Source organism: Streptosporangium jomthongense (genome assembly GCF_042650425.1).
Classification (GTDB): domain Bacteria; phylum Actinomycetota; class Actinomycetes; order Streptosporangiales; family Streptosporangiaceae; genus Streptosporangium.
Genome location: NZ_JBHSBC010000018.1, coordinates 248,117 through 264,094 on the forward strand (window position 1 = coordinate 248,117; position 15,978 = coordinate 264,094).

A 15,978-nucleotide genomic window follows, 5' to 3' on the forward strand; every position below is an offset into this window, starting at 1 on the left:
GGACAGGGCGGCACGAAACGGTGGGACCCCTCGGAACGGGCGGACTCAGACGAGCAGGGAGTCGACGGCGACCGCGAGGAAGAGCAACGCCAGATAGGCGTTCGACCAGTGGAAGAAGCGCATCGGCCGCAGGTCCACACCGGTCTTGCCCGCGTTGACCCGGCCGAGGAGGCGGTAGACCTCCCACAGGCAGGCCGCGCCGAGGACGGTGGCCACGACGGGGTACAGGAGCGTCGTCCCCGCGATCGGCCACAGCAGCAGCGAGCACAGCACCGTGGCCCAGGTGTAGGCCAGGCTCTCCAGCACCACCCGGCGCTCGGTGGCGACCACGGGAAGCATGGGGACCTTCGCCGCGGCGTAGTCCTCCTTGTAGCGCATGGCCAGGGTCCAGGTGTGCGGCGGCGTCCAGAAGAACACCACGCCGAAGAGCACGACCGGGGCCCAGGAGAGGCTCCCGGTGACGCCCGCCCAGCCGATCAGCACCGGCATGCAGCCCGCGATGCCGCCCCACACCACGTTCTGCGGGGTCCTGCGCTTGAGGATCATCGAGTAGACGAGCACGTAGAAGAGGTTGGCCGCCAGCGAGAGCAGCGCGGCGAGCCAATTCACCGTCAAACCCAGGCCAAGAGTCGACAGCACGCCGAGGACGACGCCGAAGATCAGCGCGTTCGTCGGCGGCACCTGGTCACGGGCCAGCGGGCGGCGCCGGGTGCGGCGCATCGCCGCGTCGATGTCGCGGTCGATGTAGCAGTTCAGCGCGTTGGCGCTGCCCGCGGAAAGGGTGCCGAAGACCAGCGTGCAGACGGCGATCCACAGCGGGGGCAGGCCCTTGGCCGCCAGGAACATCACCGGCAGCGTCGTGATCAGCAGCAGCTCGATGATCCGCGGCTTGGTGAGGGCGACATAGGCCTTCACGACGTCGCCGAACGAGCGCGGCGCGTCGGACGCGGCCGCCTCCGTCGCGGGCGGGGTCGTCGATTGCTTGTCGGTCAGCACCATTTACGGCGCTTCCAGCACGTGCGGGGTCAACGCGTAACCTCTGATTGAGAGCGAATCCGTGGATGCGGGCACCAGCCAGCCTGAGCAATCAACTGTAGTTGTTGGGGTGGCCGGTTCCGGCATGGGGTGGGGAAGCGGCACGATGTGATGCCTTGGGGGGCTGTGTCCACATCTGTTGAAGCTCCTGCGGACTCGCCCCGGCTCAGCCTACGCAACGGTAGCGATGCCGAACCGTTAGGGTCCGGTGTGGGCGGGAAAAGCCAAACCGGCGCCACCATCACACGAATAGATCCGGAGATCGAGCAGTTGAGCAGCGAACTCGTGCCAGCCCTTGAATGGAGCGACCTTGACCGCCGGGCGGTCGACGTCGTACGGGCCCTGGCGATGGACGCGGTAGAGAAGGCGGGATCCGGTCACCCGGGCACCGCGATGAGCCTGGCGCCCGCCGCCTACCTGCTTTTCCAGCGGTTGATGCGCCATGACCCCTCCGATCCCACGTGGGTGGGCCGGGACCGTTTCGTGCTCTCCGCCGGGCACTCAAGCCTGACCCTCTACATCCAGCTCTTCCTGTCCGGCTACGGACTGTCCCTCGACGACCTGAAGAGCCTCCGCCAGTGGGGCAGCCTCACCCCGGGGCACCCCGAGCACGGCCACACCGTCGGCGTCGAGACGACCACGGGCCCGCTGGGCCAGGGCATCGGCAACGCCGTCGGCATGGCCATGGCCGCCCGCCGTGAGCGCGGCCTGTTCGACCCGGCCGCCGCCGAGGGCACCAGCCCCTTCGACCACACCATCTGGTGCATCGCCTCCGAGGGCGACATCGAGGAGGGCATCAGCCACGAGGTCAGCGCCCTGGCCGGTCACCAGAAGCTCGGCAACCTGGTCGTCGTCTTCGACAGCAACCACATCTCCATCGAGGACGACACCCAGATCGCGCTGAGCGAGGACATCGTCAAGCGCTACGAGGCGTACGGCTGGCACGTCCAGACCGTCGACTGGACGGCGGGCGACACCTACTCGGAGAACGTCGCGGAGCTGTACCAGGCCCTTGAGGCCGCCCGCGCCGAGACCGGGAAGCCCTCCTTCATCAGGCTGCGCACCGTCATCGGCTGGCCCGCGCCCAACAAGCAGAACACCGGCAAGGTCCACGGCTCGGCCCTGGGCGCCGACGAGGTCGCCGCCACCAAGGAGATCCTGGGGCTCGACCCGGCCAAGAGCTTCGACGTTCCCGGCGAGGTGCTGGAGCACGCCCGCGAGGTGGTCGCGCGGGGCCGCGCCGCCCACGCCGAGTGGGAAAAGGGCTACATCGCCTGGCGGGAGGCCAACCCCGAGCGGGCCGCGGAGTTCGACCGCATCTCCGCCAGGCTGCTGCCCGCCGGCTGGACCGAGGCGCTGCCGGCCTTCGAGCCCGGCGCCTCCGTGGCGACCCGCAAGGCCTCCGGCGAGGTGCTGGGCAGCCTGGCACGGGTACTGCCCGAGCTGTGGGGCGGCTCGGCCGACCTCGCCGAGTCGAACAACACCACGATGAAGGGCGAGCCGTCCTTCATCCCCGACGAGTACCAGACCAAGGAGTTCCCCGGGAACCGCTACGGCAGGACGCTGCACTTCGGCATCCGCGAGCACGGCATGGGGGCCATCCTCAACGGCATCGCGCTGCACGGCGGCACCCGGCCCTACGGTGGCACGTTCCTGGTCTTCAGCGACTACATGCGCCCCGCCGTACGGCTGGCGGCGCTGATGCAGCTGCCGGTCGTCTACGTGTGGACGCACGACTCCATCGGCCTCGGCGAGGACGGCCCGACCCACCAGCCGATCGAGCACCTGTGGTCGCTGCGCGCCATTCCCGGCCTCGACGTGGTGCGGCCCGCCGACGCCAACGAGACCGTCGCCGCCTGGCGGACCGTGATCGAGCACACCGACCGCCCGGCCGCGCTGGCGCTGACCCGGCAGAACCTGCCGGTCTACGAGGGCACCGCCGACGCGGAGAAGGTCGCCAAGGGCGCCTACGTGCTCCAGGACGCCTCAGACGGGCAGCCCGACGTCATCCTGATCGGCACCGGCTCGGAGGTCGAACTGGCCGTCGGGGCCCGTGAGCTCCTTGAGGCCCAGGGCATCTCCGCCCGGGTCGTCTCGATGCCGTGCGTCGAGTGGTTCAACGCCCAGGACGCCGCCTACCGGCAGACGGTGCTGCCGCCGGCGGTCCGCGCGAGGGTCGCCGTCGAGGCGGGAATCGGGCTGGGCTGGCGGGAGTTCGTGGGAGATGAGGGGGAAGTGGTCAGCCTGGAGCACTTCGGAGCCTCGGCTCCCTACAGGACCCTTTACGAGCAGTTCGGTCTCACCGCCGAGCGCGTGGCCGCCGCAGCCAAGGCAAGCCTCGCCAGGACCGGGGCCGACAAGGGCGAGACGACGGGAAATTGATCATGAGTGAGATTCTCAAGAGCCTATCCGACCAGGGCGTCTCCATCTGGCTTGACGACATCAGCCGGGAGCGCCTGCGCACCGGCAACCTGGAGGCGCTGATCCGCGACAAGCACGTGGTCGGCGTCACCTCCAACCCGACGATCTTCGCCTCGGCGCTGAGCAAGGGCGACGCCTACGACACCCAGCTGCACGACCTCGCCGTGCGGAGGGTGGAGGTCGAGGAGGCGGTGCGCGCCATCACCACCTACGACATCCGCTGGGCCGCCGACGCGCTCAGGCCCGTCTACGACGCCACCGGCGGCGTCGACGGCAGGGTCTCCATCGAGGTCGACCCCCGCCTGGCCAGGAAGACGGACGAGACCGTCGCCGAGGCGCGGGCGCTGTGGTGGATGGTGGACCGTCCCAACCTGTTCATCAAGATCCCCGCGACGGCCGAGGGCCTGCCCGCGATCACGCAGGCGATCTCGGAGGGCATCAGCGTCAACGTCACGCTGATCTTCTCCCTCGAACGCTACCGCGCGGTCCTGGACGCCTGGCTGACCGGCCTCGAACGGGCCAAGGCCAACGGCCTGAACCTGGCGGGCATCGAGTCGGTCGCCTCCTTCTTCGTCAGCCGGGTCGACACCGAGATCGACAAGCGCCTGGACAAGGTCGGCACCCCCGAGGCCGGGGCCCTCAAGGGCAAGGCCGCGGTCGCCAACGCCCGCCTGGCCCACGCCGCCTACGAGGACGTGGTCAACTCTCCGCGCTGGCAGGCGCTGAGCGCCGCGGGGGCCCGCCCGCAGCGCCCGCTGTGGGCCTCGACCGGCACCAAGGACCCCAGCTACCCCGACACCCTCTACGTCGACGAGCTGGTCACCCGGAACACGGTCAACACCATGCCGGAGAAGACCCTCAACGCCGTCGCCGACCACGGCCGCGTCACCGGTGACACCGTCCGCCCCCACTACGAGGACGCCTGGAACACCATGGCCGCCCTCAAGGAGGCCGGCATCGACTACGACGACGTCGTGCGGGTGCTGGAGGAGGAGGGCGTCGAGAAGTTCGAGGCCTCCTGGAACGAGCTGCTGGCCACCGTCGCCGCCGAACTCCGGAAGGCGTGAAACACATGTCGGTTTCCGTGACGTTCGCCGAGGAGAAGCTCGCCGAGCAGGCCGCCGAGGTGGCCGCCCGGCTCGCCTCAGAGGGCGTTCCCGAGGCCCTCTCCAACGGAGACCCCGCCCTGTGGGGCCCGGACGCCGCGGCCGAGGCCGCGATCCGTCTCGGCTGGCTCGACCTTCCACTGAGCAGCAGGCAGCTGCTGCCGCAGATCGGCGAGCTGGTCGAGCGGGCCCGCGAGCGGGGCCTCGACCACGTGGTCCTGGCCGGCATGGGCGGCTCCTCACTGGCCCCCGAGGTCATCACCACGACCGCCGACGTGCCGCTGACCGTGCTCGACACGACCGACCCCGGCCAGGTACTGCGCGCGCTGCGCGACAGGCTCGACCGCACGGTCCTGGTCGTCGCCAGCAAGAGCGGTGGCACCGTCGAGACCGACAGCCACCGGCGTATCTACGAGAAGGCCTTCCGTGAGGCGGGCATCGACCCGGCCGAGCGGATCGTCGTGGTCACCGACCCCGGCTCGCCGCTTGAGCGGATCGCCGTCGAGGCCGGTTACCCGGTCGTCCTGGCCGACCCGAACGTCGGTGGCCGCTACAGCGCCCTGACGGCCTTCGGCCTAGTGCCCAGCGCGCTGGCCGGCGCCGACGTCGAGCGGCTGCTCGACGAGGCCGCCGAGGTGCGGCCGCTGCTCGCGCGGTCCGAGGGCAACCCCGGCCTGGAGCTGGGCGCCGCCCTCGGCGCCGCCGCGCTCGCCGGGCGCGACAAGCTCGTGCTTGAGGACGGCCTGTCCGAGATCAACGGCCTGCCCGACTGGATCGAGCAGCTGATCGCCGAGTCGACCGGCAAGTCCGGCAGGGGCATCCTGCCGGTCGTCGGCGCCGACCCCGGTGAGGCTCCGGACGAGCTGGTCGCCGGGATCGACTCCGACGGGGTCGTCACGGTCGGCGGCCCGCTGGGAGCCCAGTTCCTGGTGTGGGAGTACGCCACGGCCGTCGCGGGCCGCCTGCTGGGCATCGACCCCTTCAACCAGCCGAACGTGGCCGAGTCGAAGGAGAACACCGGCAGGCTGCTCGACCGGGAGGAGCTGCCCACGGGCACGCCGATCCTGGTCGACGGCCCGGTCGAGGTGTACGGCGAGCTGCCCGGCGGCGAGGTCCCCAAGGACCTGCCCGAGGTGCTCACCCGCCTGCTGGAGGCCGTCCCCGAGGACGGCTATCTGGCGATCATGGCCTACCTCGACAGGGAGGCGGCCTTCGACGCCCCGCACGCCGAGGACGCCTCCTTCGAGGAGATGACCGACGCCTGGAGCGCCGCCGACCCGGCGACGCTGCGCGGCCGCCTGGCGGTGCGCACCGAGCGGCCGGTCACCTTCGGGTGGGGCCCCCGTTTCCTGCACTCGACCGGCCAGTACCACAAGGGCGGCCCGCAGAACGGTGTGTTCCTGCAGATCACCGGGGCCGTCGAGGAGGACGTCGAGGTGCCCGGCAAGCCGTACACGCTGGGCAGGCTGCAGCTGGCGCAGGCTCTGGGAGACCAGGACGCGCTGGCCGGGCGGGGACGGCCCGCGGTACGACTCCACCTGACCGACCGCACCGCCGGTGTCGCACGCCTCCTTGAGGCTGCGCGGGAGGCCTGAATGAGTGACAAGCAGTCCGGAGCCCGCCCGGCAGAGGCGGAGCCGGAGGACGTGCGCGGCGAGGACGCGCACGCCGACCCCGTGGGGGGCGAGCGGTCCGCGGCCGAGACGTCCGCGGCGGCGACCGTCAGCACCACCGAGGCCCTGATCGAGTCCAATCCGCTGCGCGACCCCCGCGACAAGCGGCTGCCCCGGGTCGCGGGCCCGTGCGTGCTGGTCCTGTTCGGCGTGACGGGCGACCTGGCGCGCAAGAAGCTGCTGCCGGCGATCTACGACCTGGCGAACCGGGGGCTGCTGCCCCCCGGTTTCTCCCTGGTCGGTTTCGCCCGCCGCGACTGGCAGGACCAGGACTTCGCGCAGCTCACCCATGACGCCGTCAAGGAGCACGCGCGCACGCCCTTCCGCGAGGAGGTCTGGAAGCAGCTCTCCGAGGGCATCTTCTTCTGCCCCGGGGAGTTCACCGACGACGGGGCCTTCGACGCGCTGGCCATGATGCTCAAGGAGATCGACCAGACCAGGGGGACGGGCGGCAACTACGGGTTCTACCTGTCGGTTCCGCCGAAGTTCTTCCCGGTGGTGGTCCAGCAGCTCAAGCGCACGGGGCTGGCCAACGCCCCGGAGGGCTCCTGGCGCCGCGTGGTGATCGAGAAGCCCTTCGGGCACGACCTGCGGAGCGCCCAGGAGCTCAACGCGATCACCAGCGCCGTCTTCCCGGAGAGCTCGGTGTTCCGCATCGACCACTACCTGGGCAAGGAGACCGTCCAGAACATCCTGGCGCTGCGCTTCGCCAACAACCTGTTCGAGCCGATCTGGAACCGGGGTTACGTCGACCACGTCCAGATCACGATGGCCGAGGACATCGGCATCGGCGGCAGGGCCGGATACTACGACGGCATCGGCGCGGCCCGTGACGTCATCCAGAACCACCTGCTGCAGCTGCTCGCGCTGGTGGCGATGGAGGACCCGACGTCGTTCGGGGCCGACTCGCTGCGCAGGGAGAAGGAGAAGGTCCTCAAGGCGGTACAGCTCCCGCCGGACCTGGAGCTGTCCACCGCCAGGGGTCGTTACGGGCCCGGCTGGCAGGGCGGGGAGCCGGTGGCGGGCTACACCCAGGAGGACGGCATCCCGCCGGACTCCATCACCGAGACCTACGCCGCGGTCAAGCTGGAGATCGCCAACCGCCGCTGGGCCGGGGTGCCGTTCTACCTGCGCACCGGCAAGCGCCTCAGCCGCAGGGTGACCGAGGTCGCGGTGATCTTCCAGCGTGCGCCGCACCTGCCGTTCAGCAAGGACGACACCGAGATCCTGGGGCAGAACGCCCTGGTCATCCGGGTCCAGCCGGACGAGGGCATCACGGTGCGCTTCGGTTCGAAGGTGCCGGGGACCGCGATGGAGGTCAGGGACGTCTCGATGGACTTCGCCTACGGCGAGTCGTTCATGGAGTCCTCCCCCGAGGCCTACGAGCGGCTGCTGCTGGACGTGCTGATCGGTGATCCGCCGCTCTTCCCGCACCAGCGGGAGGTCGAGCTGTCGTGGAAGATCCTCGACCCGATCGAGGACTTCTGGGCCACCCAGGGCCCGCCGGAGGAGTATCCCTCCGGCACCTGGGGTCCCACCTCGGCCGACGAGATGATGGCCCGCGACGGACGCGAGTGGAGGAGGTTGTAGATGACGAGCTTCATGCTCACCGGCACGACGGCGTCGAAGATCTCCTCCCAGCTCACCCAGCTGCGGCACCAGATGGGCACCCCCGCGGTCGGCATGGTGCTGACGCTGGTGGTGGTGTGCGACGAGGGCAACCAGTACGACGCGGTCAGGGCGGCGACCGAGGCGGCCAGGGAGCACCCCTCCCGGATACTGGTCGTCATCCCCCGTGACCAGAGGGAGCCCAACCGTCTCGACGCCGAGATCCGGGTCGGCGAGACGACCCCGGGCGAGGTGATCCTGCTGCGCCTGTACGGCGAGCTCACCGAGCACGCCGAATCGGTGGTCGGCCCGCTGCTGCTGACCGACACCCCGGTGGTCGTCTGGTGGCCGGGCTCCTGCCCCGCCATCCCGGCGAAGGACCCGATCGGCCTGCTCGCGCAGCGCCGCATCGTCGACGCCAGGTCGGCCGCCGACTCGGTCGAGGCGATCACGGGCCGGTCGAAGGGGTACGTGCCCGGCGACACCGACCTGGCCTGGACCCGGCTGACGACGTGGCGGAGCCTGCTGGCCGCCGTGTTCGACCAACCGGTCGGCAAGGTCAAGAAGGGGGTCGTCGAGGCCGTACCGGGGCACGCGAGCGCGCTGCTGCTGGCGGCGTGGCTGAGCGAGCGCCTCGGCGTCCCGGTCAAGGTCGTCGACTCGGAGGGGCCGGGCCTGACCGCGGTCAGGCTGACCACCACCAACGGCGACATCTCCATCACCCGTGGCGACGGGCGGCTGGCCACGTTGTCACGTCCCGGCAGGCCCGACCGGCAGGTCGCGCTGACCAGGCGGCCGACCGCGGAACTGCTCGCCGAGGAGATGCGCCGTCTCGACCCGGACGAGATCTACGAGGCCGCGATCCGGCGGATCGCCCGCGGCCGCAAGTCCTGAAACCCGGGTGAGGCGTCCCGCGGTCCGCCGCGGGACGCCCTCACGGCGGGGCTCCCGTACCGAAGGCCCGGCCGTGGCACCCGCCGAGAGTTCTTGAGAGAGAAGTCCCGTGAGCGTTCCCACTGTGATCATTCATCGTGACGCCGACATGCTCGCCAAGGCGGTCGCCGCCCGGGTGATCACCGGCCTCGTCGACGTCCAGTCGAGCCGGGGCTCGGCCTCCCTGGTGCTGACCGGCGGCACCGTCGGCATCGCGACCCTGGCCGAGATCGCGGCCAGCCCCGCCCGTGACGCGATCGACTGGCGGCACCTGGACATCTGGTGGGGTGACGAGCGTTTCCTGCCGTCCGGCGACCCCGAGCGCAACGAGACCGGCGCCCGTGCCGCCCTGCTCGACCAGGTCGACCTCGACCCCGCCCGTGTCCACGTGATGCGCGGCCCCGACTCCGGGATGACGGCCGAGGAGTCCGCCGACGCCTACGCCGAGAAGCTGCACCGCGCCGCGCTCCCCGAGGATCACGGGCCCGCGCCGTCGTTCGACATCCTTCTGCTGGGCATGGGCCCGGACGGCCATGTCGCCTCGCTGTTCCCCGGCATGCCCGCGCTCTACGAGACCCGTCCCGTGGTCGCGGTGCACGGTTCGCCGAAGCCGCCGCCCACCCGGATCTCACTGACGCTGCCGGTCATCCAGGCGGCGCGTGAGGTGTGGGTGGTCGCCGCCGGCGCGGAGAAGGCCTCCGCCGTACGGCTGGCGCTGTCCGACACGGGGCCGGTGCAGATTCCCGCGGCGGGCGCCCGCGGCAGGCAGCGGACGCTGTTCCTGCTGGACAGGGCCGCGGCCGCCAAGATCCCCGCCTCCCTCGGCCGGATCTCCTCCCCCTGACCCCGTCCCCCGTCGTATGACGGCGGGTCAGCGGACAGGTCGCGCACCCGGCTGGAGACTCACCCCGGGAACGCCCCGGCCAGTGTGCCGACCGCGAGCCTGGCCTCGACCACGCCGGGGTCGTCGGTCGGGGTGACCGCCGCTCCCAGCGAGGCCAGCAGGGCGAGCATTCGCGCGTTGTCCGTGAGCATCGCGGCCCTGACCTCGGCGAGTCCCAGATCGCGGGCGGCGGTGAGGATCATCCTGGCCAGCGCGGCGCCCAGTCCCATGCCCTGCCAGCGGTCCTCGACCAGCAGGGCCATCCTTGCGGTCCCCGGTCCGGGGGTGAGCGCGAGGGTGGCCACGGCGATGACCTGCCCGTCGTGCCCGGCCACCAGCGACCGGCCCCGGGAGCGGTCACAGAGCCGGTCGAAGGCCTGGGGCGGCAGCACGGGCTCCGGGGTGAGGTAGCGGAAGCGGCGGGACTCCGGCGAGCAGCGGTCGTGCAGGTCGCGGACCGCCTCGCGGTAGAGCTCGGTGAGCGGGCGGACCCGCGCCTGGGTGCCGTCGGACAGCGTGACGACCCGTTCGGCGCCGGGCCGCTGCCGCAGGGTCGGCTGGGCCAGCCGTACGAAGGAGGCGGCCCTGGCGGCCTCCGTCAGGGTGAAGGGCAGCCCGGCCCTGCGCAGCCGCACGGAGCGGCGCGGAGTCACCGGGACGGTCAGCAGCGTCGGGTCAGGAAGGTCGCCCCTCTCCGCGCCGTCGACCCAGCGGGCGTCCTCGGCGCGCAGCAGCTCGGCCAGCAGTTCGGGGAGGCGCCAGGGCTCCGCGCGCAACCCGGCGGCGAGCAGCAGGGCGCGGGTCGGCTCGTCGGTCAGCTCGTGGGCGGTCGCGGTGACGACCTGGACCTGGCGGCCGCCCGCCTCCTCAAGCACCCGGCGCACCGTCTCGGGTCCCGAGGGGATGTCGGCGAGGAACTCGTCCACGGTGCCCTCGGTGTCGGACTGGACGCTCAGGCCCAGGATGTTGCCACCCTTGTCCGCCAGTGCGGCGGCCAGCGAGGACAGCCGCCCGGGACGCTCGTCAACCGTGGTACGAATCCTCAGAAACCCCATCGGATCACTCCCTCTGTCAGGCACAGCCTGCCGCGTCTCCGTTACGGGAGCGCTACACGGGAGTGAGACCCCAGTTACGTCATGAAATATCACCCATGATGCGTTTATACAACGGTTTCCGTTGGAAGGTTCGTACTAATTGACGGATATAGCAGTATGTATGGCCATGAGCACGCGTGTTCCACTCTCCGATGACTTCGTCAACGGAGACGTCTCCTTCTGGTACCGCTCCCTCGGCCTTCCCGAGGCGGGTGCCCCCCTCGGCGGCGACCGCGACGCCGACGTGGCGATCGTCGGCGCGGGCTACACCGGTCTGTGGACGGCGTATTACCTGAAGAAGGCGCGACCGGAACTGCGGGTCGTCGTACTGGAGAAGGAGTTCGCCGGATACGGCGCCTCGGGACGCAACGGCGGCTGGCTCGTCGGCGAGCTGGCCGGAACGCCGGAACGCTACGCCAGGACACACGGCGTCGAGGCGGCCAGACGGCTGCAGCGGGTGATGTTCGAGGCGGTCGACGAGGTCGTGACCGTCGCCGGGGAGGAGGGCGTCGACGCCGACATCGTCAAGGGCGGCGTGACCACGGTGGCGACCAACGCCGCCCAGGACCGGCGGCTGCGTGAGCTGCTCGCGCACGAACGGCACTGGGGCTGGACGGAGGAGGACGTCAGGCTGCTCGACCCGGCCGAACGGGAGGCCCGCCTTCGGGTCGAGGGGGCGGTCAGCGCGATCTGGAGCCCGCACTGCGCCCGCATCCAGCCGGCCAAGCTCGCCCGTGGCCTGGCGCGGGCCGTACGGGACCTCGGGGTGGAGATCGTCGAACGCACCCCCGTCATCGAGATCGCGCCGGGGCGGGCCCGCACGCCGTACGGCACCGTCCGCGCCGACTACGTCATCAGGGCGACCGAGGGGTTCACCGCGGAACTCCGGCAGTACCACCGGGCCTGGCTGCCGATGAACAGCTCCATGATCGTCACCGAGCCGCTCGGCGAGCTGTGGGACGAGATCGGCTGGGAGGGCTGCGAGCTGCTCGGCGACATGGCGCACTACTACATGTACGCCCAGCGCACCGCGGACGGCAGGATCGCCTTCGGCGGGCGCGGCAAGCCCTACCTGTACGGCTCGCGCGTCGACGACAGGGGGCACACGCACAGCTGGACGATCGAGGCGCTGTGGGAGCTGCTGACCGGCATGTTCCCCGCCGTGCGCGCCTCCAGGGTGGCCCACGCCTGGTCCGGCGTGCTCGGCGTGCCCCGCGACTGGTGCGCGAGCGTGCACGTCGACCACGCCACCGGCATCGGCTGGGCGGGCGGCTACACCGGGCACGGGGTGACCACGACCAACCTGGCGGGCCGTACACTGCGGGACCTGATCCTGCGCCGGGACACCGAACTGGCCTCGCTGCCCTGGGTCGGCCGCAGGGTGCGAGGCTGGGAGGTCGAGCCGCTGCGCTGGATCGGGGTACACGCCATGTACGACCTGTACCGCAGGGCGGACGCCAGGGAGCGGGCCGGGCTGGGCCGTACCTCCGTCCTGGCACGGGTCGCCGACTCCATCACCGGACGCTGAGCCACCACCGTCACCGCACACAGAGGAGAGCCATGACCCACCCGTCCCACGTGTACGCGGAGGAGCGGTGAACGACATCCTGTTCCGCGGCGGCCGGGCGTTCCTGGCAGCGGACGCCTTCGCCGAGGCCGTGCTGGTCCGTGACGGCAGGATCGCCGCCGTCGGCCCCGAGACCGACCTCCTACGGCGGGCCGCCCCCGGCCACGAGACCGTGGACCTGGGCGGCGGCCTGCTGATCCCCGGCGTCACCGACGCGCACATCCACCCGGTGCAGGCGGGCCTCGAACGGGCCAGGTGCGACCTGTCCGAGGTCTACGGCCTGCCGGAGTACCTGGAGCGGATCATCTCCTACGCGGAGGCGAACACCACCCGCGAGTGGATCGACGGCGGCGGCTGGGACATGGCGGCCTTCCCGGGCGGCCTGCCGCACCGCTCACAGATCGACTTCCTCGACCGGCCCGCCTACCTGCTCCAGCGCGACCACCACGCGGCCTGGGTCAACACCCTCGCCCTGCGGCGGGCGGGCATCACCCGCGAGACGCCCGACCCGCCGGACGGACGCATCGAGCGCGACCCGGACGGCACGCCGAGCGGCGTGCTGCACGAGGGCGCGATGGACCTGGTCGGGCTGCTCGCACCGAGCCCGACGCCGGGCGACATGGCCGACGCGCTCGTCGAGGCCCAGAACCACCTGTTCTCCCTGGGCGTCACGGGCTGGCAGGACGCCATCGTCGGCTCCTACGCGGGCTGGGACGACCAGTTGCCCGTCTACCTGTCGGCCGCCGCCTCGGGGCGGCTGAGGGCCAGGGTCGTCGGCGCGCTGTGGTGGGACCGCACCCGTGGCGCCGAGCAGATCCCCGAGCTGATCGAACGCCGTGCCTTGGCCGAGGGCCTGGAGCGCTTCCGCGCCACCTCGGTGAAGATCATGCAGGACGGCATCACCGAGAACTTCACCGCCGCGGTTATCGAGCCCTACTGCCGCTGCGGCGGCACCGGCCTCTCCTACGTGGACCCGGCGCTGCTGAAGGGCCACGTCGCCGAACTGGACCGGCACGGCTTCCAGGTGCACTTCCACGCCATCGGCGAGCGCGCGGTCCGCGAGGCCCTCGACAGCTTCGAGGGGACGGACCCCGCCAACCGGCACCACATCGCGCACCTGCAGATCATCGAGCCCTCGGACGTGCCGCGCTTCGCCGCCCTCGGGGTGACCGCCAACCTGCAGCCGCTGTGGGCGACCCATCACGCGCAGATGGACGAGCTGACGATCCCCTTCCTCGGCGAGGAGCGGTCCGCCTGGCAGTACCCCTTCGCCGACCTGCTGCGTTCGGGCGCCCGGTTCTGCGCGGGCAGTGACTGGCCCGTCTCGACCGCCGACCCGTTCCAGGGCATGCACGTCGGGGTCAACCGCACCGAGCCCGGCGGCTCGGTGCACGTGGACTACCCCACCGCCCGGACGCCGTTCCTGCCGGGCCAGTGCCTGGACCTGTCCACCGTGCTGACCGCCTACACCGCGGGCTCGGCCTGGATCAACGGAGACGACGAGGCCGGGGTCATCTCCCCCGGCAACCGCGCGGACCTGGTCGTCCTCGACCGCGACCCGTTCACCGAACCGGCGGCGGACATCTGGCGGACCAGGGTCGCGATGACCTTCGTCGGCGGTGAGGAGGTCTACCACCGCTGACCGGCGGCCCACACCTCGATCGTTTCGCTTGGGCGGCCGTGATCCCGGCGGAGGCGCCGGGACGGGAGACCTCGGGCCGCCCATCCGGCCGGGGCGCCCCCGGCGGGGCCTCACCGCCGCCGGGAGCGATGCGGAGGTCTCCGGGACGGGATCTCAGTCGCAGATCGGTTCCCCGGTCTTGGCGGCGACCCCGACCGCGCTCCAGGCGGCCCTGACGGCGTTCACCTCGGTGCAGCTTCCCGGGTAGAGGGTCGCGGCGGCCTGTACGGTGGCCGCGCGTGCCTTGGCGTAGTTCCAGGGGGCGGTCTTGAGCTGGACGCCGCGGTAGAAGATCTCCCCCGCCTTACGGATGCCGATGCCCCTCAGCACCGAGGGCCCGGAGCAGACGGGGCTGGAGGGCTTGCCCACCGGGTTGGTCCCCTCCGCGAGCAGGTAGAACCAGTGGTTCTGCGGGCCGGCGTCGGTGGTGAAGCGGGTGTAGCAGTTCTTGCCGTCCAGCCGGGAGGGGTTGTACATGTTGCGGACCGGCCCGTCGCCCTTCAGGTCGAACTCCTCACCGATCAGGTAGTCCGGCTCGTCGAGTGTGTCCGGGTGGCCGACGTAGTGTTCGAGCAGCGTGGCGAAGATGTCACCCGACGACTCGTTGAGTCCCTGGTGCTCCTGGCCGTCACCGCCGGAGGAGCCGCTCCAGCCCGAGCCGGACTCCAGGAAGGTCCGCAGACCGTACTCGTGCCCGACCGTGTCCAGTGAGGTGGCCCACTTCGTGCCCGCCTGGTTCCGGCCCAGGGCGACCCACCCGCTCAGGTAGGAACCGACCACGTCCGGCTTGAGATACACCGGGAGGGTACGGCCCTGCCCATCGGTGCCGTCGCGCCCGAACCAGTCGCGCAGCATGTCCATGTACCGCTGCGCGGCGAACATGCCGTCGACGCAGGCGGTCTCCTGGTTGACCGGGCTCCTGTCGCCCCAGTCGTTGCCACTTTTGACGAGGGGCACACCGAACGCCCCGACGTTGCAGCTCAGTCCCGAGTAGGTGGGATCGCTCATGATGTAGTGGTCGGGGCCTCCCGCGGTCCGCAGGGACACCGGATCGCCGTTGTAGTAGCTGTGGCCCACGCCCTGCTGGACCGGGCTCTCCGGCTCGGACGCCGTCGCCGGTGTGGCCGACGTCAGCGCCGTCACGACCACGACGGCGCCCAGCACGATCTTGGAGGTCATCTGACGGCTCCTTCTTCTGGGGGGTTCCTCGTCAGAATCGACACGTGGAGAACGCCCGTCGCCCGGGTCGTTTTCTCCTGGAAAATACAAATTCGCAAGCGGCACGGCAATGTCCGGCGCTTTTCGGACGACCGGCCGCGCGGCCCGCGACTCGCGAGAGGCGTCCCGTAACGACCGCGCCGTCCCTTCCCCGGCCCCGTGGCGGCGAGGACCCCGCGGGCGCGCCCGCCTAACGGGCACCCGATACGCCCCGGCGACACGCCGTCCCGTCAGGGCGAAGACGTGGCGGATAGATCAGTGGGCACAAATGGTGTACATCATGAGGTCGTGGACAACCGGTTGAAGCGTCACGACCTGACCGAGGACGAGTGGGTACGGCTGGCGCCGCTTTTACCCTCGCATCCCCGCAGGGGTCATCGCTGGGCCGATCACCGGGCGACCATCAACGGAGTGTTCTTCCGCAGCCGGGCCGACTGCTCGTGGCGTGCCGTCCCCGAGGTCTACGGCCGGTGGAAGACCGTCTACAACCGCCATCGGCGCTGGTCGACGGACGGCACCTGGGAGACGATCCTGCAGGCGCTGCTCTCGGGCGAGACCGTGCCCGAGCCGGACAGGGAGACGGGCTCAGGCCGCCCCGCGCGTCAGGACATCCGGCCGGGCATGATGTTCGAGGTCGCGCACTGGTGACCGAGGCGGACCGCGTCTCGGGTCCACCGGCCGAGCGCGGCCGTGAACGCCTCATGGCGGCCCTGTCCCGGCGCCCTCGGCGCGCCACGCCTCGATCCTGTGCCCGGGGCA

The 15,978-nt window shown here is 71.2% G+C and carries 12 protein-coding genes; 9 read left to right on the forward strand and 3 right to left on the reverse strand.

Annotated features, from left to right (window positions below; genetic code table 11):
* Positions 1-45 precede the first annotated feature (45 nt).
* A complete protein-coding gene (locus tag ACFOYY_RS18815; protein WP_352013184.1) occupies positions 46-999 on the reverse strand; it encodes a heme o synthase in 954 nt (317 codons plus the stop codon).
* Positions 1,000-1,320: 321 nt separating this feature from the next.
* On the opposite strand from ACFOYY_RS18815, the gene tkt reads away from it, so the two are divergent.
* The 6 genes from tkt (at position 1,321) to pgl (ending at position 9,620) form a co-directional block, all read left to right on the forward strand.
* Positions 1,321-3,417 (forward strand): transketolase, encoded by a 2,097-nt coding sequence (gene tkt, locus ACFOYY_RS18820; protein ID WP_352013185.1) that lies wholly within the window; start codon positions 1,321-1,323, stop codon positions 3,415-3,417.
* Between the two features lie 2 nt (positions 3,418-3,419).
* Positions 3,420-4,523 carry a transaldolase gene (tal, locus tag ACFOYY_RS18825; RefSeq protein ID WP_386190416.1) on the forward strand — a complete coding sequence of 368 codons (1,104 nt, stop codon included), beginning with the start codon at positions 3,420-3,422 and terminating at the stop codon, positions 4,521-4,523.
* 5 nt (positions 4,524-4,528) lie between these two features.
* Entirely contained in the window at positions 4,529-6,157 is a 1,629-nt protein-coding gene (locus ACFOYY_RS18830) for a glucose-6-phosphate isomerase (RefSeq protein WP_386190417.1), read from the forward strand.
* Complete coding sequence (gene zwf / locus ACFOYY_RS18835; protein ID WP_352013188.1) at positions 6,158-7,825, forward strand: glucose-6-phosphate dehydrogenase; 1,668 nt, start codon at positions 6,158-6,160, stop codon at positions 7,823-7,825.
* Positions 7,826-8,737, forward strand: coding sequence for a glucose-6-phosphate dehydrogenase assembly protein OpcA (locus ACFOYY_RS18840; protein ID WP_362915934.1), 912 nt, complete (start codon positions 7,826-7,828; stop codon positions 8,735-8,737).
* A 109-nt stretch (positions 8,738-8,846) separates the two neighbouring features.
* Positions 8,847-9,620 carry a 6-phosphogluconolactonase gene (gene pgl / locus ACFOYY_RS18845; protein WP_352013190.1) on the forward strand — a complete coding sequence of 258 codons (774 nt, stop codon included), beginning with the start codon at positions 8,847-8,849 and terminating at the stop codon, positions 9,618-9,620.
* A 59-nt stretch (positions 9,621-9,679) separates the two neighbouring features.
* On the opposite strand, the gene ACFOYY_RS18850 is transcribed toward pgl, so the two are convergent.
* A complete protein-coding gene (locus ACFOYY_RS18850) occupies positions 9,680-10,714 on the reverse strand; it encodes a GNAT family N-acetyltransferase (protein WP_386190418.1) in 1,035 nt (344 codons plus the stop codon).
* A 166-nt stretch (positions 10,715-10,880) separates the two neighbouring features.
* Between ACFOYY_RS18850 and ACFOYY_RS18855 the strand changes: the two genes are divergently transcribed.
* Together ACFOYY_RS18855 and ACFOYY_RS18860 are read left to right on the forward strand one after the other, a co-directional pair.
* Positions 10,881-12,281 carry an NAD(P)/FAD-dependent oxidoreductase gene (locus tag ACFOYY_RS18855; protein ID WP_362777313.1) on the forward strand — a complete coding sequence of 467 codons (1,401 nt, stop codon included), beginning with the start codon at positions 10,881-10,883 and terminating at the stop codon, positions 12,279-12,281.
* Positions 12,282-12,348: 67 nt separating this feature from the next.
* Positions 12,349-13,962: an amidohydrolase gene (locus tag ACFOYY_RS18860; RefSeq protein ID WP_386190419.1), complete on the forward strand. Its 1,614-nt coding sequence runs from the start codon at positions 12,349-12,351 to the stop codon at positions 13,960-13,962.
* A 153-nt stretch (positions 13,963-14,115) separates the two neighbouring features.
* Here ACFOYY_RS18860 and ACFOYY_RS18865 read toward each other — a convergent pair whose 3' ends face one another.
* Complete coding sequence (locus ACFOYY_RS18865; protein WP_386190420.1) at positions 14,116-15,180, reverse strand: M4 family metallopeptidase; 1,065 nt, start codon at positions 15,178-15,180, stop codon at positions 14,116-14,118.
* Between the two features lie 327 nt (positions 15,181-15,507).
* On the opposite strand from ACFOYY_RS18865, the gene ACFOYY_RS18870 reads away from it, so the two are divergent.
* The gene (locus tag ACFOYY_RS18870; RefSeq protein ID WP_386190421.1) at positions 15,508-15,867 is read left to right on the forward strand and encodes a transposase; all 360 of its coding nucleotides are present in this window, start codon (positions 15,508-15,510) and stop codon (positions 15,865-15,867) included.
* Positions 15,868-15,978: the final 111 nt, after the last annotated feature.